The organism is Nonomuraea sp. NPDC003727, from assembly GCF_053586935.1.
The window spans coordinates 232724-255176 of record NZ_JBSFNE010000002.1; the positions used below are offsets into that span (position 1 = coordinate 232724).

General features: G+C 71.7%; 16 protein-coding genes. 7 read left to right on the forward strand and 9 right to left on the reverse strand.

Annotated features, from left to right (window positions below):
• Positions 1-3: 3 nt before the first annotated feature.
• Positions 4-1107 carry an RNA polymerase sigma factor RpoD gene (gene rpoD, locus ACWDLG_RS06345; RefSeq protein WP_449916598.1) on the reverse strand — a complete coding sequence of 368 codons (1104 nt, stop codon included), beginning with the start codon at positions 1105-1107 and terminating at the stop codon, positions 4-6.
• A 642-nt stretch (positions 1108-1749) separates the two neighbouring features.
• Between rpoD and ACWDLG_RS06350 the strand changes: the two genes are divergently transcribed.
• On the forward strand, positions 1750-3006 hold the full coding sequence (locus tag ACWDLG_RS06350; RefSeq protein WP_449916601.1) for an MFS transporter: 1257 nt from the start codon (positions 1750-1752) through the stop codon (positions 3004-3006).
• Positions 3003-4472 carry an amidohydrolase family protein gene (locus tag ACWDLG_RS06355; protein ID WP_449916604.1) on the forward strand — a complete coding sequence of 490 codons (1470 nt, stop codon included), beginning with the start codon at positions 3003-3005 and terminating at the stop codon, positions 4470-4472. Before ACWDLG_RS06350 ends, ACWDLG_RS06355 begins: the two co-directional genes overlap by 4 nt.
• 129 nt (positions 4473-4601) lie before the next feature.
• On the opposite strand, the gene dnaG is transcribed toward ACWDLG_RS06355, so the two are convergent.
• Positions 4602-6443, reverse strand: a complete 1842-nt coding sequence (dnaG, locus tag ACWDLG_RS06360; protein ID WP_449916606.1) for a DNA primase — start codon at positions 6441-6443, stop codon at positions 4602-4604.
• A 209-nt stretch (positions 6444-6652) separates the two neighbouring features.
• Between dnaG and ACWDLG_RS06365 the strand changes: the two genes are divergently transcribed.
• Positions 6653-7519 (forward strand): M23 family metallopeptidase, encoded by an 867-nt coding sequence (locus tag ACWDLG_RS06365; RefSeq protein ID WP_449916608.1) that lies wholly within the window; start codon positions 6653-6655, stop codon positions 7517-7519.
• Positions 7520-7541: 22 nt separating this feature from the next.
• Here the strand turns inward: ACWDLG_RS06365 and ACWDLG_RS06370 are convergent, their stop codons facing one another.
• Both ACWDLG_RS06370 and ACWDLG_RS06375 read right to left on the reverse strand, forming a co-directional pair.
• Complete coding sequence (locus ACWDLG_RS06370) at positions 7542-8696, reverse strand: NAD(P)/FAD-dependent oxidoreductase (RefSeq protein ID WP_449916610.1); 1155 nt, start codon at positions 8694-8696, stop codon at positions 7542-7544.
• Between the two features lie 79 nt (positions 8697-8775).
• Complete coding sequence (locus ACWDLG_RS06375; protein WP_449916613.1) at positions 8776-9996, reverse strand: deoxyguanosinetriphosphate triphosphohydrolase; 1221 nt, start codon at positions 9994-9996, stop codon at positions 8776-8778.
• Positions 9997-10127: 131 nt separating this feature from the next.
• On the opposite strand from ACWDLG_RS06375, the gene ACWDLG_RS06380 reads away from it, so the two are divergent.
• A complete protein-coding gene (locus ACWDLG_RS06380; RefSeq protein ID WP_449916615.1) occupies positions 10128-11600 on the forward strand; it encodes a M48 family metallopeptidase in 1473 nt (490 codons plus the stop codon).
• Positions 11601-11684: 84 nt separating this feature from the next.
• On the opposite strand, the gene ppdK is transcribed toward ACWDLG_RS06380, so the two are convergent.
• Positions 11685-14318, reverse strand: a complete 2634-nt coding sequence (gene ppdK / locus ACWDLG_RS06385; RefSeq protein ID WP_449916617.1) for a pyruvate, phosphate dikinase — start codon at positions 14316-14318, stop codon at positions 11685-11687.
• Positions 14319-14543: 225 nt separating this feature from the next.
• Positions 14544-16082 carry a protein kinase domain-containing protein gene (locus tag ACWDLG_RS06390; protein ID WP_449916620.1) on the reverse strand — a complete coding sequence of 513 codons (1539 nt, stop codon included), beginning with the start codon at positions 16080-16082 and terminating at the stop codon, positions 14544-14546.
• 162 nt (positions 16083-16244) lie between these two features.
• Here ACWDLG_RS06390 and ACWDLG_RS06395 point away from each other — a divergent pair, with 162 nt between their 5' ends.
• Entirely contained in the window at positions 16245-17156 is a 912-nt protein-coding gene (locus ACWDLG_RS06395; protein WP_449916622.1) for a dienelactone hydrolase family protein, read from the forward strand.
• Between the two features lie 96 nt (positions 17157-17252).
• Here ACWDLG_RS06395 and ACWDLG_RS06400 read toward each other — a convergent pair whose 3' ends face one another.
• On the reverse strand, positions 17253-18617 hold the full coding sequence (locus ACWDLG_RS06400; protein ID WP_449916625.1) for a glycine--tRNA ligase: 1365 nt from the start codon (positions 18615-18617) through the stop codon (positions 17253-17255).
• Positions 18618-18724: 107 nt separating this feature from the next.
• Positions 18725-19015: an antibiotic biosynthesis monooxygenase family protein gene (locus ACWDLG_RS06405; protein ID WP_449916628.1), complete on the reverse strand. Its 291-nt coding sequence runs from the start codon at positions 19013-19015 to the stop codon at positions 18725-18727.
• Positions 19016-19182: 167 nt separating this feature from the next.
• Here ACWDLG_RS06405 and ACWDLG_RS06410 point away from each other — a divergent pair, with 167 nt between their 5' ends.
• Together ACWDLG_RS06410 and ACWDLG_RS06415 are read left to right on the forward strand one after the other, a co-directional pair.
• Entirely contained in the window at positions 19183-19521 is a 339-nt protein-coding gene (locus ACWDLG_RS06410; RefSeq protein WP_354906542.1) for a DUF6703 family protein, read from the forward strand.
• Positions 19522-19596: 75 nt separating this feature from the next.
• Positions 19597-20424, forward strand: a complete 828-nt coding sequence (locus tag ACWDLG_RS06415) for an alpha/beta hydrolase (RefSeq protein ID WP_354906543.1) — start codon at positions 19597-19599, stop codon at positions 20422-20424.
• Here the strand turns inward: ACWDLG_RS06415 and ACWDLG_RS06420 are convergent, their stop codons facing one another.
• Positions 20425-22086, reverse strand: coding sequence for a molybdopterin molybdotransferase MoeA (locus ACWDLG_RS06420; RefSeq protein WP_449916631.1), 1662 nt, complete (start codon positions 22084-22086; stop codon positions 20425-20427).
• Positions 22087-22453 lie beyond the last annotated feature (367 nt).

Here is a 22453-nt window from a genome sequence, read left to right on the forward strand (position 1 = left end):
TTGCTAGTCGAGGTAGTCGCGCAGCATCTGGGCGCGGGTGGGGTGGCGCAGCTTGGCGAGCGTCTTGGACTCGATCTGGCGGATGCGCTCCCGCGTGACGCCGAACTCCCTGCCGACCTCCTCCAGCGTGCGCGGGTGCCCGTCGGCCAGCCCGAAGCGCAGCTGGATGATGCGCTGCTCCCGCTCGGACAGCGTGGCGAGGATGTCGTCGAGCTGGTCCTGCAGCATGATGAACGCGGCCGCCTCCATGGGCACCACCGCGTCGGCGTCCTCGATGAAGTCACCGAGGTCGGAGTCCTCCTCGCCGATCGGCGACTGCAGCGACACCGGCTCCTGCGCGATCCGCTGAATCTCCACCACACGGTCGACCGGCAGGTCCATCTCCAGCGCGATCTCCTCGGGCGCGGGCTCCCGCCCCAGGTCCTGGTGGAGCTGGCGCTGCACCCTGACCAGTTTGTTGATCGTTTCCACCATGTGCACGGGAATTCGAATCGTGCGCGCCTGATCGGCAATGGCTCGGGTGATCGCCTGGCGAATCCACCACGTGGCATAGGTGGAGAACTTGTAGCCCTTGGTGTAGTCGAATTTCTCGACCGCGCGGATGAGTCCGAGATTGCCCTCCTGGATCAGGTCGAGGAAGAGCATGCCGCGCCCGACATACCGTTTCGCTATGGAGACCACCAACCTGAGGTTGGCCTCGATCAGCCGCTGCTTGGCCCGCGTGCCCTGCCAGACCAGCTCCCTGAACTCGGGGTGGGCCAGGCGGGCGAGCCCGCTGGCGAGCTTGTCCTCGGCGAACAGCCCTGCCTCGATGGATTTGGCGAGTTCGACCTCCTCTTCGGCGGTGAGCAGCGGGACCCGGCCGATCTCGCGCAGGTAGATGCGGACCAGATCACTGGTCGGCGCCCGCTTGCCTACGTCTTCCTCATCAGGACGGACGGTCTCGTCGTCGCCCTGCGGCTCGAGGACCTCCACCCCGTTCTCCGCGAGCATCCGCACGACGCGTTCCAGCGCGTCGGACGGCAGCTCGGAGCGGTCGAGCGCGGCGGCTACGTCATCGACGGTAACGCTTCCGCGCTCTCTTCCTTTCGCGACGAGGTCCGCCACCTGGTCTACCGATGGCGGCCCACTTGGCAGCACCGATGCACCCACGGGACACAGTCTGCAGTATTGCTTCCATAAAATGGCAGACCCATTTTTGTCACTCGAGGTAAGATCTGCATCATTACCAAATCGAGATCTTATTAATGTTTGGCCTGAGTTTGATCAGGAAAGAAAAGCCAATTACGCGATCAGGTTCGCAATGGAGGCGGCCGGCCGCGTCTGAATGCTGCCTCCTGCCCGCGTCGCGCCCCTGAGGGGCGACGCGGCCTCCCCGGCTTCTCCGCGAGACGGTGCGGCGTCCACGGCTCCACCGCGAGGCGGTCACCCGAGAAGCCGACGCTCCCCACTCGACGACGGTCACCCGACGAGCCGCCTCTCCCTCACCCGAGGACGGTCACCCGACGAGCCGCCTCCCCCTCACCCGAGGACGGTCACCCGACGAGCCGCCTCTCCCCCACCCGAGGATCCGGCCGAGGACGGCGCCGCGCAGGCCGGCTCAGAACCGCGTTGAGTTCGCCGTCGCGCGCGTGTCTTCGTGCGATCACACCGTCGGCGGCGCCATCTTCATCTCCACGGACGAAGCACGCCCGGGCCACCTGATGGAGGGTGGCGGAACCATTGGCCGAGTGCCCGGGAGGTTCGCACATGGGACTCTCCGAAATCACCCCCCAGCTTGTCGTGCCCGCACCGGTCCGAAGGACCGCGATCGTCACCGTCGGCCTGCTCATGGGCGTCTGGGTGATCGACTACGTCGACCGGGTGATGATGGCCGTCGCGTTGCCGTTCATCGGTGAGGAGTTCGCGCTCACCAGGACCGAGCAGGGCTGGCTGATCACCGTCTTCTCTCTGGTGTACCTGTTGTGCCAGCTGCCGGGCGGCATCCTGGCCGACCGGTTCGGCGCCCGCCGCCAGCTCATGGTGGCCCTGCTGCTCTGGTCGGTCTTCACCGCCCTCACCGGCGTCGCCTGGGGCCTGGCGTCGCTCCTGGTGATCCGCGCCCTCTTCGGCGTCAGCCAGGGGCTGTTCCCCAGCGCCTCCTTCAAGGCCGTCGCGGAACGCACCACGCCCGCCGTACGCGCCACGGCCGCCGGGGCCATGCTGGCCGCCAACCCGCTCGGCGCCGGCATCGCCCCGCTCATCGTCGCGCCGCTCATCCTCGTCATGGGCTGGCGGCACACCTTCTGGGTCACGGCCGCCGCCGGCGTCGTCATCGGGATGCTGCTCTGGACGCTGCTGCCCAAGCCGCTGCCCGCCCACCTCAACGGCTCCGACGCCGTCCAGGACAGGGGGCTCGGCCTCGGCGCCGTCGTCCGGTCGGCCTCCGTCTGGAAGTTCGCCGCCCTCTTCTGCGCCACCAACATGCTGGGCTACGGCATGATCACCTGGGTGCCCAGCTACCTGCTGGAGGAACGCGGCATCTCCCTCGTCAGCACCGGCGTCATGGCGGCCATCCCCGCCCTGGTCTCGTGCGCGACCACCTTCCTCGGCGGCTGGCTGTTCGACCGCTTCTTCCACGACCGGGCCAGGCTCTACGTCATCCCCCTGCTGCTGGTCACCGCCGTCCTCCTGGTGCTCATGCTGATGGCCGACTCCGCCGTCGGGTTCACCGTCTACCAGACCCTCGCCATGGGTGTGGCGGGCCTTTCCTCGATGGGCATCCTCGGCATGCCCGTCCGGGTCCTGCCGCCCGCCGTCATCGGATCCGGCCTGGCCGTCGTCAACGTCGGCGGCCAGATCGCCGGCGTCATCGCCCCGGTCCTCATGGGCTTCCTGGCCGACGCGTTCTCCTACACCGCGGCGTTCGGCCTGCTCATCGCCACCACCGTGCTCGGCGCGCTGATCGCCTTCATCGTGCCCCAGCGCCCCGAGCAGTTCACCCTCGGCACGAAGGAGCCCGCATGACGACATACGATCTGGTCCTCGCCCGCGGCCGGGTCATCGACCCCGAGAGCGGCCTGGACGCCGTACGCGACGTCGGCGTCACCGGCGGCGTCATCAGGGCGGTCTCCGGGGAGCCGCTCCACGGCGCCACCGTCGTCGACGCGACCGGCCTGGTGGTCAGCCCGGGCTTCATCGACCTGCACAGCCACAGCACCGACATCGCCGGCCACCGTCTGCAGGCCCTCGACGGCGTCACCACCGTCCTGGAGCTCGAAGCCGGCGCCTACCCCGTGGCCGCCGCCTACCGCAGGGCCGAGGCCGAGGGCAGGCCGCTCAACTACGGCTTCGCCACCTCCTGGGCCGTGGCCCGCATGGCCGTCCTGCTCGGCCTGGAAACCGGCGGCGACCTGGACGACTTCGTCGCCAACATCGGCCGGGAGGAATGGCAGCGGGCCGCGCCGCGGCAGACGGTCGACCGCGTCATCGGCATGCTGGAGCGCGACCTCGGCGACGGAGCGCTCGGCATCGGCATCCTCGTCGGCTACGCGCCCCGCGTCGACCCCGCCGAATACCTCGCCGTGGCCGCGCTCGCCGCCCGCGCCGGGCTGCCCACCTACACCCACGCCCGCGAGCTGGTCGAGATGGACCCCACCACCCCCGTCGACGGGGCCGAGGAGGTCGTCCGCGCCGCCGCCACGACCGGCGCGCACATGCACTACTGCCACGTCAACAGCACCTCCATCCGCCACGTCGACCGCGTGCTGGGCCTGGTGGAGAAGGTCCGCGCCGAAGGCTCGCGCGTCACCACCGAGGCCTACCCGTACGGCGCGGGCATGACCGGCATCGGGGCGGCCTTCCTCGCCCCCGAACTCCTCCACCGGCGCGGCCTCACACCGCACTCGATCGGCCTGCTCGGCGCCGAGGGCCGCATCCCCGACGCCGACACCCTGCGCCGGATCCGCGAGAGCCGGCCCGGCTCGGCCGCCTTCGTCCACCTGCTCGACGAGGACGACCCCGCCCAGTTCGACTACATCCAGCGCGCCCTCACCTTCACCGACGCCGCCGTCGCCACCGACGCCGTCCCCCTGCTGTGGCGCTCGGGCGTGCCCGACCCCCTGTCCTGGCCGCTGGCGCGCGATGCCGTCACCCACCCGCGCACGGCCGGCACCTACGGCAGGACGCTGCGCAGACTCGTCCGGGAGAGCGGCGTCCTGTCGCTGCCCGAGGCCGTGCGCAGGTGCACCCTCGTCCCCGCCGACGTCGTCGGCTCGGGCGTGCCCGCCATGCGGCGCAAGGGCCGCGTCCAGGTGGGTTGCGACGCCGACCTGACGGTCTTCGACCCTGCCGCCGTCACCGACCACGCCACCTACACCGCCACGACCGCGACCTCGACCGGGTTCGCCCATGTCATCGTGGGCGGAAGGTTCGTGGTCCTGGACGGCCACCTGCTGCCGACCGCCCTGCCCGGACGCCCGGTCAGAGCCTGACACCCGCTCAGCCGGACCCGGTCGCGGCGCCCGCTCCAGCCGGGCGCGCTCAGCCGGGCCGGTCGCCGGTCCCCGGCCAGCCGGACGCCGCCGCGTCGCCATGCGAGGCGAACAGGTTCGGCGGCCGGTCTAGCCGCCTACCGGGTTCTCCCTGAGGGCCTTGCGCTGCCGTTCGAGCCCCAGCAGCTCGCCGAACAGCCGCCGGTGCTCCTCGGGCTCCTCGACCGGGTTGAGCCGCTGCAGGCGCGACTTCACCTGGGCGATGGCCCGGTCGACCGCGATGCCCTCGACGGCGGCCAGCAGCTCGGTGCCGTAGCGCTGCTCGACCTCGGCGTCGGCCCTGATGGCCTCGACGGCGAACCTGGTGATCAGCCCGCGCACCGCCTCGTCCGGCGCGTGCTCCAGCAGCCGGTCGACCCATTCCCTGCCGCCGGCGCCTCCGGCCGCCGCGCCACCGGCCGCCGCGACGACGGCGTGGAGCGCGACGTGGTCGGGCGTGGTGAACGCCTCGGCGCCGAGCGCGTCGAAGCGCGGCCCGACCAGGGCGGGCCGCTGCACGGCCAGCTTGAGCAGCTCGCCCTCGACCCGCACGTGCGGCTCGACGACGGCGATCTTGGGGGCGCGCTGCTGTCTGGCCACCTGCGCCCCGCCGACCTCGGCGATGCGCTCGATGACGAAGCGCTCGTCCATGAAGCCGAGCCACCTGTCGAGGTCGATGGCGTAGCGCTTGCGCAGCCCTGTGTCCTTGATGCCCGCCACGATCGGCGCGGCCGCGTCGAGCGCGGCGATCTTGCCCTCGTTGGTGCGCAGGTCGTAGCGGGAGATCGTGCTGCGGATCGCGAACTGGAACAGCGGCTCCCTGCTGGCCACCAGGTCGCGCACGGCCGCGTCGCCCTGCTTGACCCGCAGGTCGCACGGGTCGAGCCCGTCGGCCTGCACGGCGACGTAGGTCTGGGTGACGAACTTCTGCTCGTCGGCGAAGGCCCGCAGCGCCGCCTTCTGGCCCGCCGCGTCGCCGTCGAAGGTGAAGATCACCTCACCGGTGGCCGAGGACTGGTCGAGCAGGAACCGGCGCAGGATCTTGATGTGCTCCTCGCCGAAGGAGGTGCCGCAGGTCGCCACCGCGGTCGGCACCCCGGCCAGGTGGCAGGCCATCACGTCGGTGTAGCCCTCGACGATCACCGCCTGGGAGCGCTTGGAGATCTCCCGCTTGGCCAGGTCGATGCCGTAGAGGACCTGCGACTTCTTGTAGAGGGGCGACTCGGGGGTGTTGAGGTACTTGGGGCCGTCGTCGCTGTCGAGGAGCTTGCGCGCGCCGAACCCGATGACGTCGCCCGTGGCCTCGCGGATGGGCCAGATGAGCCGCCCGCGGAAGCGGTCCATCGGGCCGCGCCTGCCCTCCTTGGCCAGGCCGCCCTTGACGATCTCCGCCGCGGTGAACCCCCTGCCGAGCAGGTGACGGGTCAGCGCCTCCCACTCGTTGGGCGCGTAGCCGACGCCGAACAGCTCGGCGTCGGCCCGCTCGAAGCCCCGCTCGGACAGGAACCGGCGCCCGGGCGCCGCCTCCGGCGAGAAGAGCCGCTCGACGTAGAACTCGGCGGCGGCCTTGTGCGCCTCGATCAGCCGGGCCCGCTCCCCCTGGTCGCGCTTGGGGACGTAGCCGCCCTGCTCGTACTGCAGCTGCACGCCGGCCCGCTGCGCCAGCCGCTCGACCGACTCGTGGAAGGACAGGTGCTCGATCTTCTCGACGAACGTGATGACGTCGCCGCCCTCGCCGCAGCCGAAGCAGAAGTACATCCCCCGCTCGGGGGTGACGTTGAAGGACGGGCTCTTCTCGTCGTGGAAGGGGCACAGGCCCTTGAGATTGCCGCCGCCCGCGTTGCGGAGCTGGATGTGCTCCCCGATCACGTCGGCGATCGGGGAACGCTCGCGCACCAGCGCGATGTCGACGTCACGGATCCGGCCTGCCACGCGGCGAGTCTAATGGCGCGCTCCGACACTTTCGGCCCCGGCGCGGATGCTCGTCCCGTCCGGCACGGGAGCCCGTGGCGGAGATCCTGCGCGGCGTTGCCTGCCGTACGGGGCCGCTGGACGGATAACGGCAAACCGGTCGTGGTCACGGGCCGGGTCCGTTACAAAGGTAAAGGTTGTCGTTCGATACTGTGACACAGGTGGAGATCATGCGTTCGGGGCCTCTCAGTGCGGTGGTGGTCGGCGTCCTGCTGACCGGAGGATGCGCGCACGCCACCGGCGTCGCGGGCGTCAGCATGAAGGCCCCCGCCGAGGCCGTGGCGGCGACGCCGGTCCCCTCGGCCGGCCCCGGCACCGACGAGCAGGCCGGCGTCCAGCGGCCCGCGGCCGAGGCTCCGGTGCAGGTGCCGCCGCCGCAGGTGTCGAAGTACACCTACGCCTTCCCGGTCAAGGGCTGCAAGACCAGCTACCAGCGCAAGCTGCTCATCCTGCCCAAGACGACGATCTGGGCGGCCAAGGGCTGCGCGTTCGTCGCGCCCGTCGACGGCGTGGTCGACGAGATCAACACCGGCAACCGCTGGTCGCCCTCCACCGACCGCGGCCCCGACCGCGAGGGCAGGTTCGTCTCGATCATCGGCGAGGACGGGGTCCGCTACCTCGGCGGCCACCTCGACGCCGTCGTCCCGGACCTCAAGCCGGGCTCGAAGGTGAAGGCCGGGCAGAAGGTCGGCACGATCGGCAACTCGGGCAACGCCCGCGACACCGCCCCCAACCTCTACTTCGCGATCTCGTGGAAGGCCGGCCCGGCCTACTGGTGGGTGCGCCGCGGCATGGTCGAGCCGTGGGACTACCTGGACGCCTGGGACAAGGGCAACCGCACGCTCTCCCCGAAGGAGGAGACCTTCAGGCTGCGCGGCGAGGTCGGCGAGACGCCCGCCTGCACGACGCTGTGCGCCGGCAGGTCGACGCCCCAGCAGGAGCCGGAGAAGGAGGAGCAGAAGCGGCCGCGCAAGAAGAAGCCGGCCACGCCGACGCCCACTCCGACGCCGTCGCTCAACGACACCTCGACGCTCTGACGGTTCCCCTGCCTGGCGGGCGTCAGGGCGTCGGCCCGCGCTCCGGCAGCGGGCCGCCGGAGCGGATGAGGTTCTGGATGTCGCCGACGACGTCCCAGATGTTGACGTTCATCCCCGCGATGACCGTGCCCTGGCGCAGCCAGTAGGCGATGAACTCCAGGTCCTTGCCCTTGATGAACACCTCGTCGTAGCCCCGGGTGTCGCCGGAGAACTCCATGCCGATCTCGAACTGGTCGGTGTAGAAGTACGGCACGCGGTCGTAGACGACGTCCTGGCCGAGCATCGACCTGGCCGCGGCGGGCCCGCCGTTGAGGGCGTTGGCCCAGTGCTCCACCCGGATCCACCTGTCGTAGAGCGGATTGTAGGACTCGGCGACGTCCCCCGCCGCGTGGACGTCGGGGTGCGAGGTCCGCAGGGCGGCGTCGGTGACGATGCCCTCGCGCACCTCGAGCCCCGCCCTGCGGGCCAGCTCGACGTCGGGCGCGGCGCCGATGCCGGCGAGCACCAGGTCGGCGGTCAGCACCTCGCCCGTGCCGAGCCGTACGCCGTCGTCGGTCACCTCCTCGGCGGCGACGCCGAGGCGCAGGTCGACGCCGTGGCGGCGATGGACGTCGGCGAAGACCTTGCCGACCTCGGGCCCCACCACCCTGAACAGCGGGGTGGGTTCCGGCTCGACGACGGTGACCTCGCAGCCCGCCGCGCGGGCCGCCGCCGCGGTCTCCAGCCCGATCCAGCCGGCACCGATGATCAGGACCTTGCCGCCGCGGGCGAAACGCTCCTTGAGCGCCTCGCTGTCGCCGACGGTCCGCAGGTAGCGCACGGGTCCCGCGCCCGGCAGGCGGCGCGGGCGGGCGCCGGTGGCGATGAGCAGCTTGTCGTACGGCCGGCGGGCGCCGTCGGCGAGCGTGACCTGGTGGCCGTCGAGGTCGATCTCCGTGACGGCGGTGCCCAGCAGCAGGTCGACCGCGTTGTCGGCGTACCACTCCGGCGGGTGGACGAAGATCTTCTCTCGCTCGCTCTTGTCTTGGAGGTAGCTCTTGGACAGCGGCGGCCGCTCGTAGGGTCGCTCGTTCTCGGCTCCGATGAGCACGACCTCGCCGTCGAAGCCCTCTTCCCGCAGTGTCTGCGCCGCCTTGGCCCCTGCGAGCCCGGCGCCGACGATCACAAAGGTTGCCATGTTCTGGAGTATCGTCCTTCGGCGCCGTCATCGCAGGTCCGACGCTCGCACCCGGCCCCGGCGAATCGCGCGGGGCGGGTCAGCCGGACAGGCGGCGGTGCCAGGCGACGGCGGAGGTGTCGGTGAGGGAGGCGATCTGGTCGATCACCACGCGCACCCGTGCCGCGTCGTCCTTCGCCTCGACGAACGCGGGCCGGAACGCCGGTTCGAGCGTGTGCGGCGCGCCCAGCGTGATCAGGGAGGCCAGCTCGGAGATCAGCTCCCGCTGCCGCGCCTGGTTGGCGTGGTGGTCCTCCGTCGTCATCACGTAGTGCGCGGTCACTCCCTTGAGCAGCGCGCACTCCAGCCGCGTGGCCCGCGGCACCACCAGGTCGGCGCGGTGGCGGTAGCCGAAGGCCTCCTTGGTCGCGGCCTGCGCTGACCGGCAGAACCGTCCGATCAGGCCGCTGGTCAGCGCCTTGAGCCCGGCCAGGTCGGCCAGTGTGCCCGCGAAGCGGCGCGGCCACAGCGGGGCGGCCAGCAGCCGGTCGAAGGCCGCCTCCAGCTCGGCGCCGGTGGCGTCGGGGACGTACCAGAGGCGGGTCAGCTCGCAGACGGCCTCGCGCTCGGCCCGTGACCCGAGCGCCTCGGGGGTGGCGTGGCCCGAGTGGAGGGCGTCCTCCAGGTCGTGCACCGAGTAGGCGACGTCGTCGGCCCAGTCCATGATCTGCGCCTCGAAGCTCACCCTCCGGGCTGGCGCGCCGTCCCTGATCCACTCGAAGACCGGCAGGTCGTCGTCGTAGACGCCGAACTTGCCGCCCCGGCCGCGCGGCCACGGGTACTTGACCGCGGCGTCCAGGGAGGCGCGGGTCAGGTTGAGCCCGGCGCTGCGGCCGTCCTCCGTCAGCACCTTGGGCTCGAGCCTGGTCAGCAGGCGCAGGCTCTGCGCGTTGCCCTCGAAGCCGCCGCAGGTGGCGGCCAGTTCGTCGAGCGCGGCCTCGCCGTTGTGGCCGAAGGGCGGGTGACCGAGGTCGTGGGCCAGGCAGGCCGTCTCCACCAGGTCGGGGTCGACGCCGAGCGCGGCGCCCATCTCCCTGCCGACCTGGGCGCATTCGAGCGAGTGGGTGAGCCTGGTGCGCGGGATGTGCTGGCCGACGCCGAGCGTCTCACCGGGCCCCACCACCTGTGTCTTGGCCGCGAGCCTGCGCAGGGCCGAGCTGTGCAGGACCCTGGCCCGGTCGCGCGCGAACGCGCCCCGATCGGGGTCGCCGGGCGGCTCCGGTACCCATCGCTCCTGGTCGTGGTCGGTGTATTGGCCCATAAGTGCTGTGAGTTTACCCATCAGGGCCGGGTGGAGCCGTGGTGGACCGGGTCCGGCCTCGCCTCGTGGCGAGTCAGTTTTTCGGTAAGGTCCCGTCAGAATCCGGTTTATGGCCCTATAAGGTCATCCGCGTGACCACCGCGTTCCGTGCCGTGCTGGCCTTCACCCTGCTGGCCGGCTTCTACGTGCTCGTCGGCCTCGTCCTGGCCGCTGCCGTCTTCTTCGACGTCTACCTCTTCCTCGACTTCCACGCCGCCGGACTGAAGATCGCGATCGTGCTGACCCTGGCGGCGGGGGCGCTGGTGCGGGCGCTGTGGATGGTCAGCCGCAGGAAGCAGGGCGAGCAGCCGGGGGTGGCCGTCACCCGCGAGCAGGAGCCGGAGCTGTGGCGGACGGTCGAGGAGCTCGCGCAGCGGGTCAAGACGGCGCCGCCGGACGAGATCAGGCTGGTCGGCGAGGTCAACGCCGCCGTCGCCGAGGACACCCGGCTGCTCGGCCTGGTGGCCACCAGGCGGCGCATGTACATCGGGCTGCCGCTGCTGCAGTCGCTGACGGTCGACGAGACGCGGGCCGTGCTCGGGCACGAGCTCGGCCACTACAGCGGCGCGCACACCCGCCTCGGCGCGCCCGTCTACCGGGGCAGGGTCGCGCTGGTCGCCACCGTGCAGGGACTCGGCAACCACCCCTTCGTGCAGCGGCTCTTCGCCTACTACGCCAAGCTCTACCTGCGCGTCTCCCAGGCGGTCTCGCGGCGCCAGGAGCTCGAGGCCGACTCGTTCGCCGTGGCGATCGCGGGCAGGGCGGCCATGGCGGGCGCGCTGCGGAAGATCCACACCGCGGCGCAGGCGTGGGAGCTGTTCATGGAGCGCTACATGGGGATGGCCGGCCTGGCGGGCAACCGGCCCTCGTCGGTGTTCGGCGGCTTCCGCGCCCTCATGGGCGATCCGGTACGGCAGGCGGAGCTGGCCAGGCTCGCCGAGGAGCCGGAGAAGATCTCCCCCTACGACTCGCACCCAAGTCTCGCCGAGCGGCTGGCCGCGATCGAGCGGCTGCCCGAGCCCGCGCACGTCCCCGACCCGCGCCCGGCCACCACGCTGCTGCGGGACGCGACGGTGGCGGCCCAGGCGGTCGAGCAGTCGTTCTGGACCCAGGAGGCGCTGACCACCCTGCGCCCGGTCTCGTGGGAGGACCTGGTCGCCTCCGGCATGTACGCGGCGCGCAACGAGGAGGCGCTGCGCGACCTGGCCGTGGCCGGGCAGCGGGTCATGGGGGCGGGCGTGCCGTACCTCGACGCGGCCTTCGAGGCGGTGGCGCGCGGGCAGCACGCGGCGCTGGAGGCCGAGCTGCGGCAGCTCGGCTGGAACGACTCCGGCTCGCTGCTCGCGGGTGTCCTCGGGCAGGCGCTGGAGGCGACGCTCATCCAGCACGGGCAGGCCCGCTGGACGCTGTCGTGGTCGGGCCCGGCCAGGCTGCTGTTCGAGGACGGCGAGGAGGTCCTGGTGGCGGAGTACGCCGCCCAGGTGGTCGCCGACCCTTCGGGTGTGCCCGGCATGCGGTCGTGGCTGGCGGGGCTGGGCGTGAAGCCCGACTTCGTCCCCGCCTGAGAAGGCGGCCGCCGGACCCTCGCGGTCCGGTCCCCGCGTGAAAGGGCGGGCCGCCGGACCCTCGCGGTCCGGCGGCCCGGTGACTCAGCGGGTGTCGGAGGTGTCGACCGTCAGGGCGGCGCGGCCCGCCTCCAGGCGCGCCACGGGGATGCGGAACGGCGAGCAGGACACGTAGTCGAGCCCTACCTCGTGGCAGAAGTGGACGGAGTCGGGGTCGCCGCCGTGCTCGCCGCAGATGCCGAGCTTGAGATCGGCCCTGGTCCTCCTGCCCTCCTCCGCCGCGATCCTGACGAGGCGGCCGACGCCGTCCCTGTCGAGGGTCTCGAACGGCGAGACGCCGAAGATGCCCATCTCCAGGTAGCGGGAGAAGAACGCGGCCTCGACGTCGTCGCGGGAGAAGCCCCACGTCATCTGGGTCAGGTCGTTGGTGCCGAAGGAGAAGAACTGCGCGGCCTCGGCGACCTGGCCCGCGGTGAGCGCGGCCCGCGGCGTCTCGATCATGGTGCCGATGAGCGCGTCGACGCCCGTCTCCCTCAGGATGGCGAGGGCCTCCTCGCGCACGGCCTCCAGCTCCTGCACCGCCGCCACCAGCGGAATCATGATCTCCGGCTTGGCGCCCGGCACCGCGCGAGCCGCCTCGGCGATCGCCCTGACCTGCATGGCGAACAGGCCGGGGATGACCAGGCCGAGCCGTACGCCGCGCAGGCCGAGCATCGGGTTCTGCTCGTGCAGGCGCTTCACGGCGGCCAGCAGCGTGCGGTCCTTGTCGCCGGCGTCGCCGGTGGCCACCTTGACCGACAGCTCCACGAGGTCGGGCAGGAACTCGTGCAGCGGCGGGTCGATGAGGCGGATGGTGACCGGCCGGCCGTCCATGGCCTCGAAGATGCCGGTGAAGTCGGCCCGCTGGAGCGGCTCGAGGGCGTCCAGCGCGGCCTGGCGCTCCTCGTCGGAGGTGGCCAGGACCAGGTCCTCGACCAGCTGCCTGCGGTCGCCGAGGAACATGTGCTCGGTACGGCACAGCCCGATCCCCTCGGCCCCGAACCGCACGGCGCGGGCGGAGTCCTCGGGGGTGTCGGCGTTGGCCCGCACGCCCAGCCGCCGTACCGAGTCGGCGTGCCGCATGATCCGGTCGACCGCGCGGACCAGCTCGTCGTCCGGCCGGCTGCCCTCGAAGTACTCCACCACGGCCGAGTCGACCACCGGCACCTCGCCGAGGAAGACCTCGCCCGTGCTGCCGTCGATGGAGATGACGTCGCCCTCGTCGACCGTGATGCCGCCGGGGGCGGTGAAGCGGCGCTCGCTCGTGGTGACCTCCAGCTCCTCGGCGCCGCACACGCAGGTCTTGCCCATGCCGCGGGCGACCACGGCGGCGTGCGAGGTCTTGCCGCCGCGCGAGGTGAGCACGCCCTGGGCGGCGATCATGCCGGCCAGGTCGTCGGGGTTGGTCTCGCGACGGACCAGGATCACCTGCTCGCCGGCGGCGGCCAGCTCGACGGCCCGCTCGGAGGAGAAGACGGCCTTGCCGACGGCCGCGCCGGGCGAGGCGTTCATGCCCTTGGTGATGAGCGCGCGCTCGCCGTCGGCGGCGAACCTGGGGAACATCAGCTGGGCGAGCTGGTCGCCGCTGACCCTGGTGACGGCCTCGTCGAGGGTGATGAGCCCCTGGTCGACGAGCTGCGTCGCGATGCGGAAGGCCGCGGCGGCGGTCCGCTTGCCCACGCGGGTCTGCAGCATCCAGAGCTTGCCGCGCTCGATGGTGAACTCGATGTCGCACAGGTCGCGGTAGTGGTTCTCGAGCTTCTCCATGATCTGCAGCAGCTCGTCGTAGGAGTGCTTGTCGATGCGCTCGAGCTCCTGCAGCGGGATGGTGTTGCGGATGCCGGCGACGACGTCCTCGCCCTGGGCGTTCTGCAGGTAGTCGCCGTAGATGCCCTGGTGTCCCGAGCCGGGGTCGCGGGTGAAGGCCACACCGGTGCCGGAGTCCTCGCCGAGGTTGCCGAAGACCATGGCCACGATGTTGACCGCGGTGCCGAGGTCGGCGGGGATGCGTTCCTGGCGGCGGTAGAGGATGGCGCGGGGAGCGTTCCACGAGTCGAAGACGGCCATGACGGCCAGCCGCATCTGCTCGCGCGGGTCGGCGGGGAAGTCCCTGTCCGTCTGCTCGCGCACGATGCCCTTGTACGTCTCGACCAGGCCCTGCAGCTCCTCGGCGGACAGGTCGGTGTCCTGGCGGGCGCCCTTGAGCGACTCCAGGGCGTGCTCGAACAGCTCACCGTCGATGCCCAGCACGGTCTTGCCGAACATCTGGATGAGCCTGCGGTAGGAGTCCCAGGCGAAGCGGTCGTTGCCGCCCGCCTGCTTGGCCAGGCCGTGGACGGATTCGTCGTTGAGCCCGATGTTGAGGACCGTCTCCATCATGCCCGGCATCGAGAACTTGGCCCCCGACCGCACGCTGATGAGCAGCGGGTCGTCGGCCTGCCCGAGCTTCTTGCCCATGGCCGACTCCAGCGCCTTCAGATGCTCGGCGACCTCAGCCTCGAGGCCGTCGGGTACCGCGCCCTCCGCCAGGTAGTGGCGGCACGCCTCAGAGGTGATCGTGAATCCGGGGGGAACGGGCAGCCCGAGATTCGTCATCTCGGCCAGATTGGCGCCCTTTCCGCCGAGAAGATCCTTGAGATCCTTGTTGCCCTCGGTGAAGTCGTAAACGTACTTGGCCACCACAACTCCTTTGCGAACGCCTCCGTTCCGGACTCTACCGATAAAGAACAGCACGAAACTGCACTCAACGGTTAAATCCCCGTTTCTCCAGCTCAGAAGGTATACACCGGTCTAATCCACTGGAAATTTATTGGTTTATACCAATTGGTGTAAACCAATTCTTTGAACGCACTTGGCAGACATGGCAACGGCGCCGGAGGGAACCTCCGGCGCCGTTCGTCCCTGCTAGCGGAGCCCGGCTTTCGCGATGTACTGCGTCAGCGGGCCGTCCTCCAGCTTGCCCTTGCGCTGGGCCTTGAACACGTCCTTGACCAGGTGGAAGACCTCCTCCCTCGCCTCGGCCTCCGCACCGCGCATCGCCGCCCTGGCGGCCTCCCGGACTCTCTCGTGAGCCTTGTCCGCGAGGCCCTGCTCGATCCCGCCCCCGGCCTGCTGCTTGTAGACCGCCTTGTCGAGGCCTTCGAGCCACCTGTTCCAGCCGCCCGGAGGGATGTACTCGGAGGCCTCGCTGGCGTAGGGCTCGTCGTCCTCGTCGTCGGAGTCCGTGTCGTCCGCACCGGGCGTCTCCGCCTCGACCAGGGACGACGGCTCCGGGCTCGCGGTGGCGACGGCGGACGGCGGCGCCGGATCCGGATCCGCCGTCACCACGGCCGCGGGGGTGGGCGTGGGGCGGGGCTCCTCGCCTCCGCTGTTGAACATCGTCACCGCGAGCGCCCCCACCGCGATCAGCACCACCCCGGCCAGCGCCTGCAGCGCCAGCTTCTTGCCCTCCGAGGCGGGCCGGGCTTCCGTGCCGGTGCCGGCGAGCATCGTGCCCGTCACGGGGACCGCGGGGCCGCCGCGCAGATCCGTCGTCACGGCCGGGTCATGAGGCGGCAGGACGGCCGGGTCGTGGGCGGGCAGCACGGCCGTCGGGTTCGGCACGGCCCGCGGGGCGGGATTCGGTGCCGTCTGGGCCGCCTGGGGGAAGGCGAAGGCGGCGAAGGCCTGCCGTACCTGCTCGGCGGAGGCCGGCCGGTCGGCGGGGTTCTTGGCCAGCATGGACATCACCAGCCGGTCGAGGGGGGCGGGCACGTCGGGACGCACCTGGCCGGGCGGCATGGGCGCCTCGAAGACGTGCTTGCGCATGAGGTCGGCCGCGCCGCCGGAGAACGGCGGCTGGCCGCAGAGCAGCTCGTAGGCGACGCAACCGAGGGCGTACAGGTCGGAGGCGGCGGTACCGGCCTCGCCGTTGATCTGCTCGGGCGCGAGGTAGGCGGCCGTGCCGACCACGGTGCCCACCGTCGTCAGCCTGGAGGCCTCGCTGGCCACCTGCGCGATGCCGAAGTCAACGATCTTGAGGGTGCCGTCCGCCGTGCGGTGCAGGTTCGCCGGCTTGACGTCGCGGTGGACCACCCCCGCCTGGTGCGCCGCGTCCAGACCGGCGGCCGCCTGGCTCATCAGCCTGCACACCTCGGGGATGGTGTACCGGTGACCGTCCTCAAGCTCCTCGGCCAGGCTGCGGCCCGTCAGCAGCTCCATCACGAGGTAGGGGCGCCCGTCCTGCTCACCGGTGTCGAACACGGTGACCACGTTGGTGTGCACGATCTGGGCGGCGGCGCGAGCCTCGCGAGCGAACCGCTCGCGGGCCGCGGGCTGCGTCACCTGCGGCGCGAGGATCTTGACCGCGACGCCCCTGCCGGTCCGCGGGTCGAGTCCCCGCCAGACCTCGCCCATACCGCCGCGCCCGATCTGCTCGTCCAGCTGGTAGCGCCCGTCCAGCATTTCCGGCATATTTCCCGCCAATGGCTCAGATGTCTCGTATTCCGAGCCAACCTATATGGTGACGACCCCGGCGAGTGGGTTGATCGTCGGCGCCCGATTCCGCAGCCCACCCACCTCGCGAGCTTTACCAGGTCTTTCGGTCGCGCGGCCTACGATCCCGGCATGATGTCACCCTTCAAGCGCTACCTCGCGGAAGAGATCGCACTCGATCACGCCGAAGGGCTCATCCCTCGCCGGGAGGCCCTGCGGCGGCTCGGCCTCCTCGGGATCGGCCTGCCGGCGGCCACCGCGCTGCTGGCCGCGTGCGGCGCGGGCGACCAGGTGGCCGCGACCGCCACGCCCGCGCCGAGCCCGCCCGCCGGCGCGTCCCCCTCCCCCGCCGGGCCTTCACCGCTGCCGGTGGAGGCCGTCACCTTCCCAGGACCCGAGGGCGTGACCCTGCAGGGCGCCTGGGCGCAGGCCCGGCAGCCCAAGGGCGCGGTGCTGGTCATCCACGAGAACCGCGGGCTCACCGACCACATCCGCTCGGTCGCGGGACGGCTGGCGGCCAGCGGCTACTCCGCGCTCGCGCTCGACCTGCTGTCGCGCGAAGGCGGCACGGCGTCGTTCAGCGACACCGCGCAGGTCACGGCCAAGCTGGGCGAGATCCCGCCCGAGCGGTTCGTCGCCGACATGAAGGCGGCGCTGACGGAGCTGTCCAAGCGGGAGGAGGGCGCCAAGCTCGGCATGGTGGGCTTCTGCTTCGGCGGCGGCATGACCTGGCTGCTGCTGGCCGGCAAGGAGCCGCGGCTGTCGGCGGCCGTGCCGTTCTACGGCCCGCTTCCCGAGGGCGCCGACTTCACCGGCGACCGGGCGGCCGTCCTCGCGATCTACGCCGAGCAGGACGCCCGGGTGAACGCCACCCGTGACGCCGCGCGGGCCGCGCTGGAGAAGGCGGGCCTCGAGTACGAGATCGTCACCTGCCCCGGCGTCGACCACGCCTTCTTCAACGACACGGGCCCGCGATACGACGCGCAGGCCGCGAACCAGGCCTACCAGCGGATGATCGGCTGGTTCGGCACCCACCTGGCCTGAGCTCAGCCGTTGTCGATCTTGGCAGGGCGGCCCATGCGCGCGGCGAAAGCCCGAGCCGACCGCCCCCGGGGTCGGGCGCGGTCGGCACTGGGCGGCTCAGTCGTTGAGGTGCTGGCGCAGGTAGGACTCGACCTGGTCGAGCGCGATGCGCTGCTGCCCCATCGAGTCGCGCTCGCGGATGGTCACGGCCTGGTCCTCGAGGGTGTCGAAGTCGACCGTGATGCAGAACGGCGTGCCGATCTCGTCCTGGCGACGGTAGCGGCGGCCGATCGCGCCCGCGTCGTCGAACTCGACGTTCCAGCGCTTGCGCAGCTGGGCGGCCAGGTCCTTGGCCTTGGGCGACAGGTCGGCGTTGCGCGACAGCGGCAGCACCGCGACCTTGACCGGCGCCAGCCGGTGGTCGAGGCGCAGCACCGTGCGCTTCTCCAGCACGCCCTTGGCGTTGGGCGCCTCGTCCTCGGTGTAGGCGTCGAGCAGGAACGTCAGCGTGGCCCGGTCGACACCGGCGGCCGGCTCGATGACGTAGGGCACGTAGCGCTCGCCCGTGTCCTGCTCGAAGAACGACAGGTCGACGCCGGAGGCCTTGGAGTGGGCGTTGAGGTCGAAGTCGGTGCGGTTGGCGATGCCCTCGAGCTCACCCCACTCGGAGCCGGCGAAGTTGAAGCGGTACTCCACGTCGACGGTGCGCTTGGAGTAGTGCGACAGCTTCTCCCGCGGGTGCTCGTAGAGCCGCAGGTTGTCCTTGTTGATGCCGAGGTCGGAGTACCAGCGGTAGCGCTCGTCGATCCAGTACTGGTGCCACTCCTCGTCGGTGCCCGGCTTGACGAAGAACTCCATCTCCATCTGCTCGAACTCGCGGGTGCGGAAGATGAAGTTGCCCGGCGTGATCTCGTTGCGGAACGACTTGCCGATCTGGCCGATGCCGAAGGGGATCTTCTTGCGCGCCGACTGCTGGACGTTGGCGTAGTTGATGAAGATGCCCTGGGCGGTCTCGGGGCGCAGGTAGGCCAGGCCCGACTCGTCCTCGACCGGGCCGAGGTAGGTCTTCAGCAGGCCGCTGAACTGGCGCGGCTCGGTGAAGGCGCCCTTGTTGCCGCAGTTGGGGCAGGTGATGTCGGCCAGGCCGTGCTCGGGCGACCTGCCGTGCTTGTCCTCGTAGGACTCGACGAGGTGGTCGGCGCGGAAGCGCTTGTGGCAGGACTGGCACTCGGTCAGCGGGTCGGTGAAGGTCTCGACGTGGCCGCTGGCCTGCCACACCTCGGGGGCCAGGATGACGCAGGAGTCGAGGCCGACCACGTCTTCGCGGGCCTGAACCATCGACAGCCACCACTGCCGCTTGACGTTGTTCTTCAGCTCCACGCCCAGCGGACCGTAGTCCCACGACGCGCGCAGGCCTCCGTAGATCTCGCTCGACGGGTAGACGAGCCCCCGTCGCTTGGCGAGGCTGACGATCGTATCCATGACGTCGGTCCGGCGTGCCATTGGCTGAATCTCTTTCCGGCTGGAGGTCGGCGAGTAGGAATGATGAGATCCCAGCTTAGGGGACATCCGACCGCCCCCGCGCGCGACTAATCGTCGCGGCCGGAAAGGTAGACGTCCTCGAAGGCGCTGGGCTCGTGAACCATGAGGATCATCATGGGGTACATCGCCATTCTGGCCGCCGAGAGCGCGCGGCGGTAGAAGCCCGCGCCCTCCCACTCGCTGACCAGCGCCCACAGGTTGGGCTCGTCGACCGAACGGCACAGGCGGCCGCGCAGGTAGCCCGGCTGCTCGGCGAGCACGTCGATGATCTCCTGGCCTTGCTTGAGGAACTCTTGGGAGCGCGCCTCGGGGACGGTGTAGCGAATCAGAGCGAGCACGCGTTCCAGGATGTCAGACAAGAGGGCTGTCCCGATGTGCGCTCTTCAGGATCCGCCGTTCCGCTCGCGCCCGGCGGGGCGGACAGCAGGCGGTCAAGGGCCGGTACCGGAGAGGGGTCCTGTGGCGATCCTTCAGGCACGGGCGGCTCGCGCGCTAGGCTCGGGAGGTGGCCAGTCGAAAGCCTCTCCCGCCCGGCGAGCAGTTCTTCACGCCCGGCGCCACGGGCCTGCGCAAGGCGGTCGAGCAGCGCAGCGCCGTCCCCATCACCTTCCTGTTCACGCAGGTACCGCGGTGGGTGGCACCGGCCGTCCTGGTGATCCTGCTGCTGGCCGGCTTCGCGCTCGACAGCTGGCTCGGCGGGCTCGCGGTGCTGCCCGTGGTCGCCTTCGTCGGATGGCTGGCCTACCTGTCGTGGCCCTCGCTCGGCACCGGCGGCAAGCTGCTGCGCGTGACGATGCTGACCTTCCTCGTCCTGGTGGCGGCCGACAGGTTCGGTGCCTTCTAGTTCTTCCGGACGATCATCCGGATCCGCCTCTGGCGTGACGTGAGCTGTGGCCGGGGTGACATACGGTCCGGAGTCATGCGTCGTTTCCTGGTCGGTGCCGTGCTCGTCCTGTGCGCCACGGGCGCCGGGTGCCTGTCCGGCACCAGCGCGCTGGAGCTGCCCGCGCTGACCGCGGGCGCGCTGGCCGAGCGCTACACCGCCAACAGCGCGGTCGCCGGTCCGGGACGGCAGCTCATGGCGTACGACAAGGTGGGCGACGGGCGGGTGATCGAGGTGGTCGGGGATCTGGCCAAGGCCCGCACGGTGATCGTCTACGTGCCCGGCACCGGGTTCGGCCTGCGCGACTTCGACGGCTCCTCGGTCTCACCCGGCGGCGCGGCCAAGGCGCTGCACGCCAGGGCCGCCCAGCTGCGGCCGGGCCACGAGGTGGCCGTCATCGGCTGGCTCGGCTACGACGCGCCCGAGATGACCGACTGGGACGTGATCACCACGCTGCCGGCCGCCAAGGGCGCCAAGGCGCTGCGCGAGCTGGTCACCGCCCTGGAAGGCAAGGACCGGGTGAGCCTGGTCTGCCACAGCTACGGCACGGTCGTGTGCGGGCAGGCGGCGCCTGGGCTGCCGGTCGCCGACATCGTGGCGCTGGGCAGCCCCGGCATGGGCGTGTCGACCAGCGCCGAACTCCGCACGCCCGCCCGGGTGTGGGCGACCCTGTCCAGGAAGGACGACGTGTTCAGGGCAGGAGTACGGCTCGGCCCTGTCGGCTTCGGCGCCGACCCCGTCACCGGCGGCTTCGGTGCCCGAGTCTTCGACGGGGGCGACGGCGGCCACAACGACTACCTGCGTCCCGGCAGCGCCACCCTCGACACGGTCACCTCCATCGCCCTCACCGGGGCCCCTGGGTGATCAAGCGGGCAGGTCGAGCAGTTCGACCGGCTCGCCGTCCCATCCCGGCGGGATGACGGCCAGGGCGTCGGCGAGCGCGGCGCCCCAGAGCGAGCCGGGCCGGTCGTGCCCCACGGGCCTGGCACCCGCGCCGGACCTGCGCACCGGCACCAGCCGCGTGTCGCGGTGATGGGCCAGGCCGCGCGGGCCGCTTCGGCGATCCTTCACCGACGTCTCCGCCAGCGTCACGCGCTCGCCCGGCTCGTAGCGCTCGCCGCGGAGCAGAGGGACCAGCAACGTCAACGCCGCCGCCAGGGCCGCGAACGGGTTGCCCGGCAGGCCGACGACCAGCCGTCCGCCGGGCAGGCGCGCCAGGAGCTGCGGATGGCCCGGCCGTACGGCGACCCCGTCGACCAGCACCTCGGCGCCCAGCTCGGCCAGCACGCCGCGCAGGTGGTCGGCGGGCCCCTTCGAGGAGGCCCCACACACCACGACCACCTCGGCCGACCGCACCCCTTCCTCCCCCGCCGAACGCGCATCTCCCTCCCCTGGAGGACACGCATCCTCCGCACCGGCCGACGGCACGTCCCCCTCCCCCGGCAGGCACGCGCCCCCCGCTCCGGCCGACGGCACGTCCCCCTCCCCCCGCGGACACGCGCCCTCCACTCCGGCCGATGACACGTCGTCCTCCCCCGGCCGACACGCGCCCCCCACACCGGCCGATGACACGTCTTCCTTCCCCGGCGGGCGGGCATCTCCGGCCTCACCTGGGCGTGTGCCTTCCGGCGTTCGGGCGCGGAGGGCGGCGTGGAGGGGGGCGGCGCCGTCCGGCAGCCTGAGGGTGGGCCCCAGCGTGCCGCCCGCCCACGCGACCAGCCCGGGCAGGAACGGCCCGATGGCGTCTCGCACCCGCCCCGGCCCGGGCAGTCCCGCCTCGACCACCTCGTCCCCCGTCACCAGCACCGCCACCTGGAGCCGGCGGTGAACGGCGAGCACGTCGTGGCCGAGCGCGGCGGCCAGCCCGAGCACGGCGGGAGTCACCGTGGTTCCCGCGGCCAGCACGGCCTCGCCCAGCCCGACGTCCTCCCCACGCCTGCGGATGTGCCGCCCTTCCTCGACGACCCCGCGGACCAGCCGCTCCCCACCCGGCAGCGCCCCGGCCGGCGGCCTCCCTTCCCGGTGCGCGTTGTCTCCGGCCACCCCGCCGACCCGCACCTCCTCAGAAGCACCGTGGTCGACCGCCTCGCCGACCCGCGCCTCCTCGGAGGCACCGTCGTCGACCGCCCCGCCGACCCGCACCTCCTCGGAGGCACCGCCGTCGGCCACCCCATCGGCCCGGCGGTCTCCGGGTATGTGGTCGCCGACCGTCGCGGCCTCGTACGGCAGGACCGCCGTCGCCCCCTCCGGCACCGGAGCGCCCGTGGCGATCTCCACCGCGTACCCCGGCTTCAGCACCTCGCCGTGCGCGTGCCCGCCGGCCAGCACCCGGCCGACGACCCGCCAGGGCCCTTCGCCCGCGACCGCGTAGCCGTCCATGGCCGACACGTCGGTCCCGGGCACCGCGACGAGCGCCCGCAGCGGACGGGCGAGCCGGCAGCCGTGCGCCGCGGACAGCGGCACCTCCGCCTCCGGCCAGGGTGGCGCGGCGCGCAGCGCGACGGCGCGGGCCTGCGACCAGTTCACGCTTCCACTGTGCCCATCGCGACCGGCCGGGTGGAGAGGTACGTACGTACTCACGAGACGAACCTTGCCATGGACCCGGGCCGGTCCCGCCCGCCGGGGAGTCCGGCCGCCTGGAAGAAGAAGCGACGCTCGCGGGTTTCCGCAGAGGCGCCCCGATGAACGTCCGCGCCACAGGGCCCGCGCCCTGGCCCGGCTTCGAGCCCGGCTCCGGCTCCGGCTCCGGCTCCGGCTCCAGGCCCGAGTCCAGACCCAGGCCCAGACCCAGGCGCGGGTCCAGGCCCGGGTCCAGGTCCGGGTCCGGGTCCAGGAGGGGGTCCAGGCGCGGGTCCAGGTCCGGGTCCAGGTCCAGGAGTGGGTTCAGGTCCAG